11 protein-coding genes are annotated in these 14,265 nt (G+C 71.4%); 9 read left to right on the top strand and 2 right to left on the bottom strand.

Annotation, left to right across the window (positions count from 1 at the left end; genetic code table 11):
- Window positions 1–118 precede the first annotated feature (118 nt).
- From ESZ52_RS09415 to ESZ52_RS09435, 5 genes are read left to right on the top strand one after another with little or no spacing between them, the layout of a single operon-like run.
- Complete coding sequence (locus tag ESZ52_RS09415; RefSeq protein WP_181010010.1) at window positions 119–1,987, top strand: ABC transporter substrate-binding protein; 1,869 nt, start codon at window positions 119–121, stop codon at window positions 1,985–1,987.
- Complete coding sequence (locus ESZ52_RS09420) at window positions 1,984–3,651, top strand: DUF885 domain-containing protein (protein ID WP_238154575.1); 1,668 nt, start codon at window positions 1,984–1,986, stop codon at window positions 3,649–3,651. The genes ESZ52_RS09415 and ESZ52_RS09420 overlap by 4 nt, the downstream gene beginning before the upstream one ends.
- The gene (locus ESZ52_RS09425; protein WP_131104717.1) at window positions 3,644–5,281 is read left to right on the top strand and encodes a DUF885 domain-containing protein; all 1,638 of its coding nucleotides are present in this window, start codon (window positions 3,644–3,646) and stop codon (window positions 5,279–5,281) included. The genes ESZ52_RS09420 and ESZ52_RS09425 overlap by 8 nt, the downstream gene beginning before the upstream one ends.
- Complete coding sequence (locus ESZ52_RS09430) at window positions 5,278–6,528, top strand: metal-dependent hydrolase family protein (protein WP_131104718.1); 1,251 nt, start codon at window positions 5,278–5,280, stop codon at window positions 6,526–6,528. The genes ESZ52_RS09425 and ESZ52_RS09430 overlap by 4 nt, the downstream gene beginning before the upstream one ends.
- Entirely contained in the window at window positions 6,525–7,829 is a 1,305-nt protein-coding gene (locus ESZ52_RS09435) for a pyridoxal phosphate-dependent aminotransferase (protein ID WP_202865438.1), read from the top strand. The genes ESZ52_RS09430 and ESZ52_RS09435 overlap by 4 nt, the downstream gene beginning before the upstream one ends.
- 5 nt (window positions 7,830–7,834) lie before the next feature.
- Here the strand turns inward: ESZ52_RS09435 and ESZ52_RS09440 are convergent, their stop codons facing one another.
- Window positions 7,835–8,374 carry a helix-turn-helix domain-containing protein gene (locus ESZ52_RS09440; protein WP_131104719.1) on the bottom strand — a complete coding sequence of 180 codons (540 nt, stop codon included), beginning with the start codon at window positions 8,372–8,374 and terminating at the stop codon, window positions 7,835–7,837.
- A 339-nt stretch (window positions 8,375–8,713) separates the two neighbouring features.
- Here ESZ52_RS09440 and ESZ52_RS09445 point away from each other — a divergent pair, with 339 nt between their 5' ends.
- The 4 genes from ESZ52_RS09445 (at window position 8,714) to ESZ52_RS09460 (ending at window position 13,800) form a co-directional block, all read left to right on the top strand.
- On the top strand, window positions 8,714–10,393 hold the full coding sequence (locus ESZ52_RS09445; protein ID WP_131104720.1) for a ribonuclease J: 1,680 nt from the start codon (window positions 8,714–8,716) through the stop codon (window positions 10,391–10,393).
- Between the two features lie 10 nt (window positions 10,394–10,403).
- Window positions 10,404–10,805, top strand: coding sequence for a 2-polyprenylphenol hydroxylase (locus ESZ52_RS09450; RefSeq protein WP_425600045.1), 402 nt, complete (start codon window positions 10,404–10,406; stop codon window positions 10,803–10,805).
- Between the two features lie 115 nt (window positions 10,806–10,920).
- The gene (locus ESZ52_RS09455) at window positions 10,921–12,534 is read left to right on the top strand and encodes a LuxR C-terminal-related transcriptional regulator (RefSeq protein WP_131104721.1); all 1,614 of its coding nucleotides are present in this window, start codon (window positions 10,921–10,923) and stop codon (window positions 12,532–12,534) included.
- Between the two features lie 120 nt (window positions 12,535–12,654).
- Window positions 12,655–13,800, top strand: coding sequence for a class I SAM-dependent methyltransferase (locus ESZ52_RS09460; RefSeq protein ID WP_131104722.1), 1,146 nt, complete (start codon window positions 12,655–12,657; stop codon window positions 13,798–13,800).
- On the opposite strand, the gene ESZ52_RS09465 is transcribed toward ESZ52_RS09460, so the two are convergent.
- Window positions 13,782–14,216 (bottom strand): DoxX family protein, encoded by a 435-nt coding sequence (locus ESZ52_RS09465; RefSeq protein WP_131104723.1) that lies wholly within the window; start codon window positions 14,214–14,216, stop codon window positions 13,782–13,784. The genes ESZ52_RS09460 and ESZ52_RS09465 overlap by 19 nt on opposite strands.
- Between the last annotated feature and the right edge of the window lie 49 nt (window positions 14,217–14,265).

Here is a 14,265-nt window from a genome sequence, read left to right on the forward strand (position 1 = left end):
AGCCTGGCTGGACCGGCTGCCACGGATCCGAGGTTGTGCAGTTACACTGCACATCCTCTGTCCTACCCGAGCCGCTGTGCACGTCACCTGCTGCTCGCGATCACCTGAGGAGCACGACATGAAGATCAGACGCGCCACGATGGCCGTGGTTACCGCTGGAGCCCTCGTCCTCACCGGCTGCACGTCGGACGCTGAGCCCGCGGACGACACCGCAGGGAACCAGCCGGCCGGCAGCGGCGACAGCGACGGCGGAGCAAGCGCCTCCGAAGCCCCGGCGGATCCCAGTGGCGACGACAGTGCCGCGACGCCGGAGACCACCGGCAAGGCCGACCTCGGCGAGGTGGTCACCGTCGACGACGTCGTCTCCTTCTCGGCGGGCTCGGAGCAGTACAACGCCTACAACGGCAACATGGCCGGCACCAACTCCACCTACAACGCCGTGGTCAACAACCAGCTCTTCGGTGGCTTCTGGCACTGGGGGACCGACGGGACGGTCTACCCCAACGAGTGGTTCGGCAGCTACGAGGTCGTGTCCGAGGAACCCCTGACGATCGAGTACACCATCTCCGACGAGGCTGTCTGGTCCGACGGGGTCCCGGTCACGGCCAACGACTACCTCTTGGAGTGGGCGACGACCAACCCCGAGAAGCTGGGCGGGGCGGAGGCGCTCGGCTTCGACCCGGTGTCCGACAGCTTCGGACGCTATGTGCCGGAAGGGCCGGAGGCAGAGGTCGACGGCAAGACCTTCTCGGTCGTCTACCCGGAGCCCTACCCGGACTGGGAGCTGGTCGTCTCCACGGCGCTGCCCTCGCACGTCGTCGCGGAGCAGTCGGGTCTGGAGCCGGCGGAGCTGGCTCAGGCCATCCTCGACGGCGACGGGGAGACCGTCGCCGGGGTGGCCGACTTCTGGAACACCGGCTGGGTGTTCGAGAACTACGAGCTCCCCGACGCGGCGCTCGTCCCCTCCAGCGGTCCCTACACCTTGGACGGAGCGAGCTGGATCTCCGGCCAGTCCCTGACCCTGGTGCCGAACGACTCCTTCTACGGTCCTGCGCCTGCGACCCACGACCTGTCCTTCGTGTTCGCTGCGCCCGAGACCCACGTCCAGGCGCTGGCCAACGGGGACATCAACGTCATCGAGCCGCAGGCCACGGTGGACACCATCGCCCAGCTCGAGGGTCTGCCCGACGTCGCCATGCAGACCGGCGACTCGCTGACCTGGGAGCACCTGGACTACAACTTCCAGGAGGGCAGCGTCTTCGCCGACGACGCCGGTGGTCTCGCCGCGCGGGAAGCTTTCGCGCTCTGCGTGCCGCGGCAGCAGATCGTCGAGACACTGATCCAGCCCATCAACCCGGACGCTCAGGTGATGAACCTGCGCGAGGTCTTCCCCTTCCAGCCGCACTACGACGAGGTGCTCTCCGCCGCCTACGACGGACGATACGACCAGGTCGACATCGAGGGCGCGAAGAGCAAGCTGGCCGAGGCGGAACTGGACGCACCGGTCGACATCCGGATCGGCTACTCCGCCCCCAACCAGCGTCGTACCGAGCAGGTGGCCGCGATCAAGGCCTCCTGTGACGAGGCCGGGTTCAACGTGATCGACGCCGGGGATGCCCGTTTCTTCGAGACCGGTGGCCCCCTGGAGGCCGGCGACTGGGAGGTCGCGCTCTTCGCCTGGGCGGGTTCCGGACAGGTCGCCTCCGGCCAGGCCATCTACTCCACCGGCGGTGGTCAGAACATGGGCGGCTACTCCAACGAGATCGTCGACGAGGCGTGGAACACGCTGGCCACCTCGGCGGACCCGGAGGTGCACCGCGAGCAGGTCGAGATCATCGAACGCGAGCTCTGGGACACCCTCTACGGTCTGCCCATCTTCGCCCACCCGGATGTGACCGGCTACGACAGCACCCTGCAGAACGTGCGCACCACCGCCGTCCAGACCGGGGTGTCGTGGAACGCCGAGCAGTGGGTCCGCGCTCAGTGACGGCCACGCCTCACGCCATCCCCAATCTGGGCCGGCCCGGACGGGTTGCAGACTCCTACGTGCACGGGCTGGCCCTGCTGGACCCGGGGGCTGCTCAGGTGACCGGACGCGAAAGCGTCCGGCCCTGGGCGGCCCTCGGGCCGCGGGCCGTGGCGGACCGTGCCGCACTGACCGCAAGCACCCTCGCTGAGGTCGACAGGCCCTCCGAGGAGCCGACGACTCGGGCCGGCGCGGTCCTGCGGCTCGCGCTGAGCGAGCGCCTGCGCAGTGATCTCGCCCTGCACGACAGCGGCTTCACGCCTGGGTTGGTCGCGCCGCTGGCGTCCCCGGCGCACGCGGTGATGATGGGCCTGGAGTCCGCACCGTCGGAGCAGCGCGTCGAGGGCCTGACGCGGGTCCCGGTAGCCCTCCGGGACTACGCGGAGCAGCTGGAGGAGACGGCGGCCCGGGGGTATGTCGTGCCTGCCCGCCAGTCCCGTACGCTCGCCGCCCAGGTCCGGCGGTGGGCCGACCCCGAGGGCGACGACCGCCTCGGGGCACTGTTGAGCGATGCGGGGAGCGGCCCCGACCGGCCGGAGGCCGCCACGGCCCTGGCCGACGCGCGCGCGGCCTGTCGCGCGCTGGCGACCTGGCTGGAGGAGGTCCACGCACCCCGTGGGGCCACGGCCGACGCCGTGGGTCGGGACCTCTACGGGATCACCTCCCGCGCCTTCCTCGGCACGAGCGTCGACCTGGACGAGACCTACGCCTACGGCTGGGACCGGCTGCGAGAGCTCACCGCGCAGGCGCAGACCCTGGCTGCCGAGCTGGGCGCGGACAGCCTCGACGAGGCCGCTGCCCAGCTCGACGCCGACCCCACGGGCCGGGTAGCGGTGGGCCCTGACCTCGTGGACTGGGTCGAGACGCGGATGACCCAGGCAGCGACCCGGCTCCAGGGCAGCGTCTTCGACATCCCGGCCGGTTCACGCTGTGGCGCGGTGCTCGCTGCCCCCGGATCGGGCTCGATCTACTACTCCCCACCGGACCCGGCCGGGACCCGTCCCGGACGTGTGGTCTGGTCTACACCGACCGGCGCCATGGACGTGCCGGTCTGGCGCGAGGTCAGCACCGTCCACCACGAGGGGCTGCCGGGCCACCATCTGCAGCACGTGGTGACGATGAGCACCGAGTCGCTGCATCCGTGGCAGCGCTACCTGTGCCATGTGCACGGGTATGCGGAGGGCTGGGCGCACTACACGGAGGGCCGGGCCGCCGACTGGGGCCTGATCCAGCACCCTGGCGAGCAGCTGGGCGTCGTCCTGGCCCAGCGCTGGCGGGCCGCCCGCATCGTGATCGACATGGGCCTGCATCTGGGTTACCCGATCCCGAGCGGCAATGACTTCACGCAGGCCACCCGGTGGACCCGTGAGGTGGGCGTCGAGGTGCTGATGCAGGCCGCCGGCTGCGATGCGGAGACCGCCCGTTTCGAGGTGGTCCGCTACCTGGGCTGGCCCGGGCAGGCCCTGGCCTTCTCGATGGGCGCACGCCTGTGGGAGCAGGCCCGCGAGGTCGCGATGCGGCGCGGCACCCTCGACGAGCGCTCCTTCCACAGGCAGGCGCTGGCGCTGGGCCCGATGGGTATGGCGCCCCTGCAGACGACCCTGGAGGACCTGGCCCATGCATGAGCTCGCTGCCGCCCTGGTGGCGGCCGACCCCGTCACCGCACGCGAGGTGGGCGCTCTCGACCCCGCCACAGGTGCGCCCTGGCTCTCGCTGCCCACGACGGACCCGGCGCACCACGCCGAGATGGAGCGGCTCCTCACGACCTGGCGAGCACCGGTCTCGGCAGCCGTCGGGAGCCGTGCGTGGCTGGAGGAGCACTGCATCCAGGCCGAGGTTGCGGTCCGCCTGCACGAGGTGCGGGTGGCGCGGCCCTGGGCACGCGCGCCCTACTGGTATGCGGAGGCCCTCGGCGGTGCGCTCACCGCCGTGGACCCCGACCGCCTGGGCCAACCGGAGTACGCGCAGGCATACCTGACCCTCCTCGAGGAGGCCGTCACCTTCCTCGCCGCCGGCCAGGAAGCTCTCGTGGCCGCAGAGGTCCCCCGTCGCTGGGCGGCGATGGCGGTGCCTGCCGTCCAGGGTCTGACCGCCCTGGTCGAGCAGGATCTCGGCCTGCTGTCTGCGTCGCTCCCGGAGCATCTGGTCCCCGACGTCGACCGACGGCGGCAGCAGCTGGCGGCAGAGATCGCGCGTTTCGCCGAACGGTGCCGTGACCTGGCGGAGTCCGGGGAGGGACAGTGGGCCATCGGCGAGGAGAACTTCGACGGGCTGCTCCGCGACTACCACCGCCTGGGTCTGACCGCGGACGAGGTCTGGGAGTACGGCTGGCGCTGCGTCGATGACGCGGAGGAGCGGTTGGTCACCCTGGCCGGCGAGCTCGACCCGGCCCGCACCTGGACCGAGCAGATCGATGAGCTCAAGGACGAACGGACGCCAGCCGCGGAGTTCGTCACGTCGTACCGGCGGGAGACCGTAGAGACCGAGCGGATCACCCGGGAGCACGACCTGCTGACCATCCCGCCCGATCAGGACTGCGTCGTCGCGCCGTTGCCGGAGTTCCGCCGGGCCGGCCTGCCGCTGGGTGAGATGCGGACGGTCCCGCCGTATGCGGAGCAGCTCACCAGTTTCTTCCTCATCACGGAGGCCGACGCACAGGCGTCGCCGGAGCGGCTCCGCGGGCACGAGCGCGACAACTGCCCGACCTTCATCCGTTCGATCGTGGGGCACGAGACCTACCCCGGCCACCACATCCAGTCGGTGCACCACGTACTGGGCACCGCCGAGGACTCCTTCCGGCGGTTCTTCCGCACCCCGCTCTTCGTCGAGGGGTGGGGGTTGTACGTCGAGGACATCCTGGAGGAGACCGTCTTCGGCGCGAGCGCCCAGGCCCTCTTCGCGGGGCGCAACCGGCTCTGGCGCTCGCTGCGGCTCGTCATCGACACGGGCCTGCACACCGGCCGTCTCACGCACGCCGAGGCCGTCACGCTGCTGATGGAGCGCACCGGCATGGACCGGCACATGGCCCAGGGCGAGGTCGACCGCTACACCCGCCATGACAACCCCACCTACCCCTCGACCTACGTCCTGGGGCGTGATGAGCTGCACCGCCTGCGCGCACGACTGGAGGACCGGTTCCCCAGTCTGGGCCGGTTCCACGACGCCGTCCTGGCGCACGGGTCACCACCGGTGACCCTGCTGGAGCCGGTCCTGCTCAACGAACACCGCGCATCGTCGTCCAAGGAGCACCCGTGAACAGCCCGCCTGATCCCCTCCTCCTCAGCGGTGTCACCGTGGTGGACCCGGTCGCTGGGGACCGCGAGGACGCCTCGATCCTCATCGGGACCGATGGTCGGGTCGCTGCTGTCGGCGACCGCGACGAGGTGCTGGCCCGGACGGGAGCCACCGGGTTCCGGGAGGCGCGGACCACGGGGTATGTCGTCCCTGGTCTGGTCAACATGCACGTCCACCTGGGTCTTGCCCTGCCGGGCCCGATGTCCGAAGCGGTCGACGCGGCACGTGATGCGCAGGTCGTGCTGTTGATGGCTGACGCGGCAGCGCGCACCCTGCAGTGCGGGGTGACCACGGTGCGCCTGGTCGGGGAGCGCAACTACCTCGACATGGACCTGCGCGCAGCCATCCAACGCGGCACCGTTCCCGGGCCGCGGATCTTCACGGCCGGCCATGCCCTCTGCTGCACCGGAGGTCACGGCTGGGACGCCGACGGGTTGGAGGCCGACGGTCCCGACGGCTTCGTGCGGGCCACCCGCCTGCAGATCCGGGCAGGGGCGGATGTGATCAAGGTCTGCGTCTCCGGCGGCATCGCCGGGGAGCACGAGGCGATCGACACACCGCAGCTCACCGCGGCTGAGCTGCGGGCCGTGATCGAGACCGCGCACGCCTGGGGCAAGCAGGTGACGGCGCACGCCTCGTCCTCGGCCACGGTGCGGCAGGCGGTGGAGCTGGGCCTGGACGGGGTGGAGCACGGTTACCACCTCGACGAGGAGACGGTTGCGCTGATGGCCGAGCACGGCACCTGGTACGTACCGACCATCACGGTGAGCCGGTGCAAGGAGTTCTTCGAGGCCAGCCAGGTGCCCGACTGGATGATGCAGCGCGCGCTCGCGGCGGGCCCGGACCACTGGGCCACCCTGCAGCGCGCCATCCGGGCCGGTGTGCGCATCGTGATGGGGTCGGACATGCCGCCCTACGCCCCCTTCGACGGGACCAGCGCCACCGTCCGGGAGATGGAGTTCATGCAGGAGGCCGGCATGAGTGCCGGCGAGGTGCTGGCTGCCGCGACGAGCCGGGCGGCGCAGTGGCTGGGGGCCGGGGACCTCGGCACCCTGGGCGCCGGTGCACAGGCGGACCTGCTCCTCCTGCGCGATGACCCCCGTAGGGACATCAGCGCCCTGCGGAGCCTGCGGGCGGTGGTCCAGGGCGGCCTCGTCGTGCGTGATGATCACCACGACCTGGCCCCGTGGGCGAGGGCCATCGCGTGAGCGCGGACCAGGGCCGCGCGTCCGGCGTCGGGAGTGCGGAAGCAGCGGCCGCCACCTCTGACGACGCCCGTGACGGCCTCACCGCCGGCCGCCTTCTGAACGACCGGTTCGCGCCCATGCAGGGAGGCCTGTTCGCCGACGTGACCAAGGCCGATGTCGGGGACGGTGTCGCCCGTCTGCAGGACCAGGGCTACCGGATCCTGTCGTGGGCCGACCCGTGGTTCCCGGACCCAGCACTCGCTCCGGGCGTGCGGAAGGTGCTCCAGGACTCCGTCGACGCCCCCGGCACGGCGCACTACACCCTGCCCATCGGCGGGCTCGCCCTGCGGGAGGCGGTCGCGCAGAAGTGTCTGCGGACCAACGGGCTCGAGCTGGACCCCCGCCGTCACGTCCTGATCACCCCCGGCTCCGACTCCGGCCTCTACTTCGCCATGGCTGCCGTGCTCGACGCCGGCGACGAGGTCCTGGTGCCGGACCCGTCCTATCCGTCGAACGCCGTCAACTGCCGCCTGCTCGGAGCGGTGCCGGTGCTGGTCCCCATGGCGGCCTCCGACGGCTGGCAGCTAGACGTGGAGGCGATGCGGGCGGCGATCACCCCCCGCACCCGCATGGTCGTGCTGACGCATCCGAACAACCCGACGGGGACAGTGCTGCGCCGGGACCGGTTGGAGGCCCTGCGCGACCTCATCGTCGAGCACGACCTCGTGCTCGTCTGTGACCAGGCCTTCGAGGACTTCATCTACGACGACGTGGAGATGGTCACCCCCGCGTCGCTGCCTGGCCTGTGGGAGCGCACGCTCACCGTCTTCTCCCTCTCCAAGGGCCATGGCCTCAGCGGCATGCGGGTCGGGTATGTCGTGGGACCGGACACCATGATGGATGCGCTCTACGGCTCTGCCGTCAACGTGGTCGGCGCGACGAACACGATCGCTCAGGCGGCGGCGGTGGCCGCCCTGTCAGACACTGCCGACCTGGACGCCCGCTGGGCCGATTTCGAGGCGCGTCGGCATGACGTGCAGCGGATCCTGGGGGAGGTCCCCGGCGTGCGGGTGGAGAGGCCGGAGAGCGGGTTCCTGTCCTGGATCGAGGTGCGCGACCTGGGCACGGGGGACGAGGTCGCCGCGCACCTGCTCCGCGATGCCCAGACGTCGGTGAACTCTGGGGCTCCCTATGGCCCGTCGGGGGAAGGGCATCTGCGTCTGGTGCACGGTTGCTACCGCGACCCGGCGCAGATGGCGCAGGCACTGGAGGCCGTTGCGGCCTCCTTGACCCGGTTGGCGGCGCAGAAGGGGGTCAGCTGAACGGGTCAGGGCGTGGGAGGGGTGACCGACAAGATGAACTCGGTCCGCTCCGGGCCAACGTTGAGGTAGCGGTGCGGGGTGAGCGAGTTGATCGTGATCGCCTGCCCGGCGGTCAGCACGTAGCGATCCTCGCCCACCTCGGCCGTCACGTCGCCGGTGAGGACGTAGACGCACTCGACCGCGTCGTGTCCACGCGGCTTCGCGCTGGTGGACTGACCCGGCAGGAGAGTCCCGTGCAGCACCTCGAGGCGACCGTTGCCGTGGGTGACCCGCTCGTAGTGGGTCTGGCCGTGACCGGATCGAAGCCGCATCCGCTCTCCCGGCCGGGTGATGTGGGGGGCATCGACATCGGGGCCGTCCTGGAAGAGCGTGGTGATCGACTGTCCGAAGTAGTCGGCCAGCAGCCTCATGGACTTCAGGCTCGGCTCGGTGACCCCCCTCTCGATCTGGCTGAGGAGCGTGGCCGAGAGGCCGGTGGCCGAGCCGAGCGTCCGCAAGGACACGCCGCGCGAGGTGCGCAGCTCTTTCAGACGTGACCCGATCATGCTGGTCGAGCATACTGACAGCGCCGAGGGCACCAACCGTCGGCAAGGCGGCCTGTCCTCGCGGTCCTGGGTCATGGTCGGCGTGGCCGCGCTGGCCCTCGTGGCGCTGCCTCGACAGGGGGACGCTCGCGTCGCGGTTGGACGGCGTGGAGGCAGCCCGAGGTCGCCGACGGCCCGGCCAGATGGCTTTGCCGTGTGTTGACCGCATACCGTGGTCCTCAACACCCGGACCACGCCCACGCCACCTCGCTGCAGGTCTCAGCCACCAGCGCGCCCGCCGTGGCCCGTCCGGGCACCACAGACGACAACCTGTTTGATCACTTCTACCTGAGGAGTTTCATGAGTCATCCCGAGCTGAAGGCGCCGCCTGCGCTGCCCCGCAACGGTCTGAGGGTCGTCGCCCTCGGCGGCCTGGGGGAGGTCGGCCGCAACATGGCGGTGCTGGAGCACCGCGGCAAGCTGCTCATCATCGACTGCGGGGTGCTCTTCCCCGAGGAGCACCAGCCGGGCGTGGACGTCATCCTGCCCGACTTCTCCTTCCTGCGGGGGCGCTGGCAGGACGTGGTGGGGGTCGTGCTGACGCACGGGCACGAGGACCACATCGGCGCGGTGCCCTACCTGCTCAAGGAGCGCGGCGACATCCCCGTCATCGGCAGCCGGCTGACCCTGGCCTTCATCGAGGCCAAGCTCAAGGAGCACCGGATCAAGCCCAAGACGCGGCAGGTCAAGGAAGGGGACCGGTTGCCGCTGGGGCCGTTCGACTGCGAGTTCGTCGCGGTCAACCACTCGATCCCCGACGGGCTGGCCGTCTTCGTCCGCACCGCGGCCGGCACCGTGCTGCACACCGGCGACTTCAAGATGGACCAGTTCCCGCTGGACGACCGGATCACCGACCTGCGCGCCTTCGCCCGGCTGGGGGAGGAGGGGGTCGACCTGTTCATGACCGACTCCACCAACGCCGAGGTGCCCGGCTTCACGATCGGCGAGAAGGACCTGGCGCCCGCGATCGACACCGTCTTCCGGACGGCGCCGGGGCGCATCGTGGTCTCCAGCTTCGCCAGCCACGTACACCGCATCCAGCAGGTGCTGGACGCCGCCGTCGCGCACAAGCGCAAGGTCGCCTTCGTCGGCCGGTCGATGGTGCGCAACATGGGGATCGCGCAGGAGCTGGGCTACCTCAAGGTGCCCAAGGGCCTCGTCGTCGAGGCGCGCGACCTGGACAGGCTGGCCCCGCATCAGGTCACGCTGGTCTGCACGGGGTCGCAGGGAGAGCCGATGGCGGCCCTGTCCCGGATGGCCAACCGCGACCACCAGATCACCATCGGCGAGGGCGACACCGTCCTGCTGGCCAGCTCGCTGATCCCCGGCAACGAGAACGCCGTCTCCCGCATCATCAACGGCCTGACCAGGTGGGGCGCGAAGGTCGTGCACCAGGGCAACGCGAAGGTGCACGTCTCCGGGCACGCCAGCGCCGGTGAGCTGGTCTACTGCTACAACATCGTCCAGCCGCGCAACGTCATGCCGGTCCACGGGGAGTGGCGCCACCTGCGCGCCAACGCCGACCTGGCGATCGCCACCGGCATCGACCCCGAGCGGGTCGTGGTGGTCGACGACGGCGTGGTGGTCGACCTCGTCGACGGCAAGATCAAGGTCACGGGCAAGGTGCGGGCCGGCTACGTCTACGTCTCCGCCGGCACCGTCGGCGACGTCACCGAGGAGTCGCTGCGCGACCGGGTGACGCTCAGCCAGGAGGGCACGGTCACCGTGGTCGCCCTGGTCGACGCCGACACGGGCAAGCTCACCGAGCAGCCGGACTTCCTGGCCCGTGGGCTGGGCACCGCCGAGACGCTCTTCGACGGCGCCGTCCCGGCGATCGAGAGCGCCCTGGCCGAGGCCGCCGCCCAGGGGGTGAGCGATCCGCAGGAGCTGGAGAAGCGGATCGGGCGGGCGGTCACCCGCTGGGCCGGCCGCAAGCACCGCCGCAACCCGCTGGTCGTGCCGGTCGTGATCGAGGCCTGAGAGGTATGTCGTGACGCCGGCGCCCGACGCGAGGCACTCGGCCGACCTGGCTGGCTCGGCCGACGCGAGCGGCTCGACCGAGCAGGGGGGCTCGGTCGACCCGGTCGACGACGAACGGTGGCTGGTCGTCGACGGGCGGCGCTGGCGTCGCCAGGACCCGGCCCTGCCGGAGGACGTCGCGCGGCGTCTGCTGTCCCACCTGGGACGCGGTCGCTCGGGCGTGCGTGCATTGCGCGCGGCCGGTGAGGACGCAGCACCGGCCCGCCGTCGCGTCGACCTGGCAAAGCACGGGCTCGGCGAGCGCGGGACGCCGTGGTGGGAGCAGTCGCCGGCGGAGCGGCGCGCTCGCTGGGCAGACGCACTGCAGGTGCTGGACGGACTCGACCCGCCGGACGACAAGCCGCGGGACTAGGGGATCCGTCCGCTCTGGCTTCCGCCCTCTGCCGGCGTTCGATCGAGCGGCAAGCGTTCTACCGCAGCCGACCCATCCGACCCATGGCGAGCGTCCCGTCTGGCATGGTGGACAGGTGAGCGAGGTCCCGGAGCTCCGGGCGGCGCACGAGGCGATGGCGCGCCGCGACTGGACGGCTGCCCGCGCGCTCTTCCGTCGGGCGGGGAACCTGTCCGACGTGGACCTGGCTGCCTTGGCGGACGCCTGCTGGTGGCTGGGGGAGATGGACGAGTATGCCGCTGCCAGCGCAGACCTGCACCGGCGGCTGCTCTCAGCCGGCGCCACGGCATACGCGGCAAGCGTGGCCTTCAAGCTGGGCTACACCGAGATGGTGCGAGGGCACGCGGAGGCTGGGTTCGGCTGGGCCGCCCGGGCACGGCGACTGTTCGAGGAGGCCCCGGAGGCCCCGGAACGGGGTTTCGTCCTGGCGGTCGACGCGCAGCTGGCGCTCCAGGCCGGTGATCTCGACACGGCGAGGTCGCTGGCCGACCAGGTCCTCGAGCTGGGCGAGCGGGCTGAGGACGCCACTCTGCAAGCGCTGGGCCGTCTGCTGTGCGGGACCGTCGACGTGCGGCAGGGGCAGACGAAGCAGGGCCTGCGCGAGCTGGACGAGGCGATGCTGTCCGTGCTCGCCGGCGGGGTCGTCCCGGAGTGGGCCGGCGCGGTGCTCTGCAGCGCGATCGACGTGTGCCACATCCTGGTGGACCTGTCGCGGGCGGAGCGGTGGGTGACGCTCACCGAGCGCTGGTGCGAGGGTCACGCCACGGTGCTGTTCACCGGGGTATGCCGTGTCCACCGGGCCGAGCTCCTCCTGCAGCAGGGTGCCTGGGCGCGAGCTGAGCAGGAGGTCCGGGACGCGGTCGCCGCGCTGGCCGGACTGGACGTGAGGGTGGAGGCCGCGGCCCACTACTGTCTGGCCGAGCTGTGCCGGCTGCAGGGCGATCTCGACGGGGCCGAGGGCGCCTACCGCCGCGCCCATCAGCTCGGTCGAGACCCGCTGCCTGGGCTGGCGCTGCTCCAGCTGGACCGCGGACGCGTCAGCGTCGCAGGTTCCGTCCTCGACGCGGCCCTCGCCACCTCGCACGACCCGCTCGCTCGAGCACCGCTGCTCGCGGCCCGGGTCGAGGTGAACCTGGCGGCACAGGACCCAGGCGGTGCCGGGCCCCACCTCCGGGAGCTGACCACGATCGCCGAGAACCACCTGAGCCCAGGGTGGCTGGCCGAGGCCGCCCGGCTGAAGGGTGCGGCGCTGCTCGCCGGCGACCGGCCCGCCGAGGCGGTCGGCCTCCTACGCACGGCACTCGTGCGGTGGCAGGAGATGGCTGTGCCCTATCGCGCGGCGCAGGTGCGGTTCGACCTGGCGCGGGCCTACGAGGCGCTCGGCGACCACGACACCGCGCGCCGCGAGCACGAGGAAGGCGTGACCGTCCTCGGGCGGCTGGGCGCGAGGGCGAACGTGCTGGGGGCCGGGGGCGGCGCCCGGGCCGGTGCCTTGCTCGACGGGCTGACCCCGCGCGAGCTGGAGGTCCTCAGGGAGGTCGCCGGGGGCCGGACGAACCGGGAGGTCGCGCGATCGCTGTACATCAGCGAGCGGACGGTGGCGCGGCACCTGGCGAACATCTACCTCAAGACCGAGGTCTCGACGCGCACCGCCGCCGTGGCCTGGGCCAGGGGGCACGGGCTGGTCTGAGGCCTGACACTCGGGCCGGCACACTGCATACCGACTGCATGATTCGACCGATGTGCGTCCGGGGACCGGTCCCTAGCGTTGATGGTGTCCGCCACGACGCGAGAAGGAAGGACCGGACCGATGAACACCCAGACCACGACGCCACCGAGTAGCGCGACCCCACCGAGCAGCACGAGCCACCCGAGCAGCACCACCCATCAGACCGCCGGGCCGGACCCGGCGCGGGTCCAGGAGTTCGCCGCCGGGTTGCTCGGCACCCTGACGGCCGGCTCGACGGCCCTGATGGTCAGCATCGGCCACCGGACCGGCCTGTTCGACAGCCTGGCCGGGCTCCCGCCGTCGACCAGCGCCCAGCTCGCTGCCGCGGCCGGACTGCACGAGCGCTACGTGCGGGAGTGGCTGGGTGCGATGACGACGGCTCGGGTCGTCGTGCATGACCCGGTCGACGACAGCTACCGGCTGCCGGTCGAGCATGCCGCCGTCCTCACCCGGGCGGCCGGCGCGAACAACCTGGCGTCCGTCATGCGCTTCCTGCCCCTGCTGGCGCAGGTCGAGGACGAGGTCGTGCGCTGCTTCGAGGCGGGCGGCGGCGTGCCGTACGCGAGCTACCGCCAGTTCCACGACGTCATGGCCGAGCAGAGCGCCCAGACCAACGACCAGGCCCTCATCGGCCGCATCCTGCCGCTGGTGCCCGGGCTGCGCGAACGGCTCGAAGCCGGCGCGCGGGTCGCGGACATCGGTTGCGGGCAGGGTCACGCGGTCAACCTCCTCGCCCGGGCGTTCCCGGCGAGCGAGCTCGTGGGCTACGACTTCTCCGCGGACGCCGTCGCGGTCGCCCGCGCCGAGGCACGGGAGTGGGGCCTGACGAACGCCAGGTTCGAGGTCCGCGACGTCACGAGCCTGGACGGGGCCGGGACCTTCGAGCTGATCACGGCCTTCGACGCGATCCACGACCAGGCGCACCCCGCGACCGTCCTGGAGCAGGTCGCCGCGCACCTCGTCGACGACGGGGTCTTCCTCATGGTCGACATGCACGCCGCCAGCAACGTCGACGCCAACCTCGACCTGCCCTGGGCTCCGTACCTCTACACCGTCTCCACGATGCACTGCATGACCGTCTCGTTGTCGCTCGGTGGTGACGGTCTGGGGACCGCCTGGGGCACCGAGCTGGCGCTGCAGATGCTCGCAGAGGCCGGGTTCGGCGACGTGCGGGTCGAGCGGCTGCCGGAGGACTTCATCAACAGCTACTACGTGGCAACGAAGTGAGAAGGGCCCCGGCCTCTGCCTCGGCCGCGACGGCGGCTCAGCCACCCGCCGCCGTAGAGGGCCCACAGCACCAGCAAGGGCTGGAAGAACAACCGGACCAGCCGCTTGCGGTCGGTGTCGAGGCCGAAGGCGTCGGTGCCCTCGACATACTGCGCGATGTTGCCGGGGAAGATCACCACGTAGAACGCCGCGAGCAGGCCACCGACCAGCCGTCGCTGGCGGGGCAGGGCGATGAACGACGCACCGAGGGCGATCTCGGCGACGCCGGACCCCACGACGGTCAGGTCCTCGTCGATCGGGAACCAGTGGGGCACCTGGGCCTGGAACTCCTCCCGTTGGGAGGTCAGGTGCGCGATTCCCGCGCCGACCATGGCGGCTCCGAGGGTGAAGCGGGCGGCGGTGCGCAGCAAGGACATGGTCGGAAGTGTAGGCGTGCAGCTCCGACGGGCGACTGGCTCGGCCGCT

The organism is Ornithinimicrobium sufpigmenti, assembly GCF_004322775.1.
In the GTDB taxonomy this organism is placed as follows: domain Bacteria; phylum Actinomycetota; class Actinomycetes; order Actinomycetales; family Dermatophilaceae; genus Ornithinicoccus; species Ornithinicoccus sufpigmenti.

Bases quoted from the DNA above. Each gene is read 5' to 3' on its own strand.
- ESZ52_RS09415 (WP_181010010.1), top strand. From the start codon at position 119: ATGAAGATCAGACGCGCCACGATGGCCGTGGTTACCGCTGGAGCCCTC.
- ESZ52_RS09425 (WP_131104717.1), top strand. From the start codon at position 3,644: ATGCATGAGCTCGCTGCCGCCCTGGTGGCGGCCGACCCCGTCACCGCA.
- ESZ52_RS09440 (WP_131104719.1), bottom strand. From the start codon at position 8,374: ATGATCGGGTCACGTCTGAAAGAGCTGCGCACCTCGCGCGGCGTGTCC.
- ESZ52_RS09445 (WP_131104720.1), top strand. From the start codon at position 8,714: ATGAGTCATCCCGAGCTGAAGGCGCCGCCTGCGCTGCCCCGCAACGGT.
- ESZ52_RS09460 (WP_131104722.1), top strand. From the start codon at position 12,655: ATGAACACCCAGACCACGACGCCACCGAGTAGCGCGACCCCACCGAGC.
- ESZ52_RS09465 (WP_131104723.1), bottom strand. From the start codon at position 14,216: ATGTCCTTGCTGCGCACCGCCGCCCGCTTCACCCTCGGAGCCGCCATG.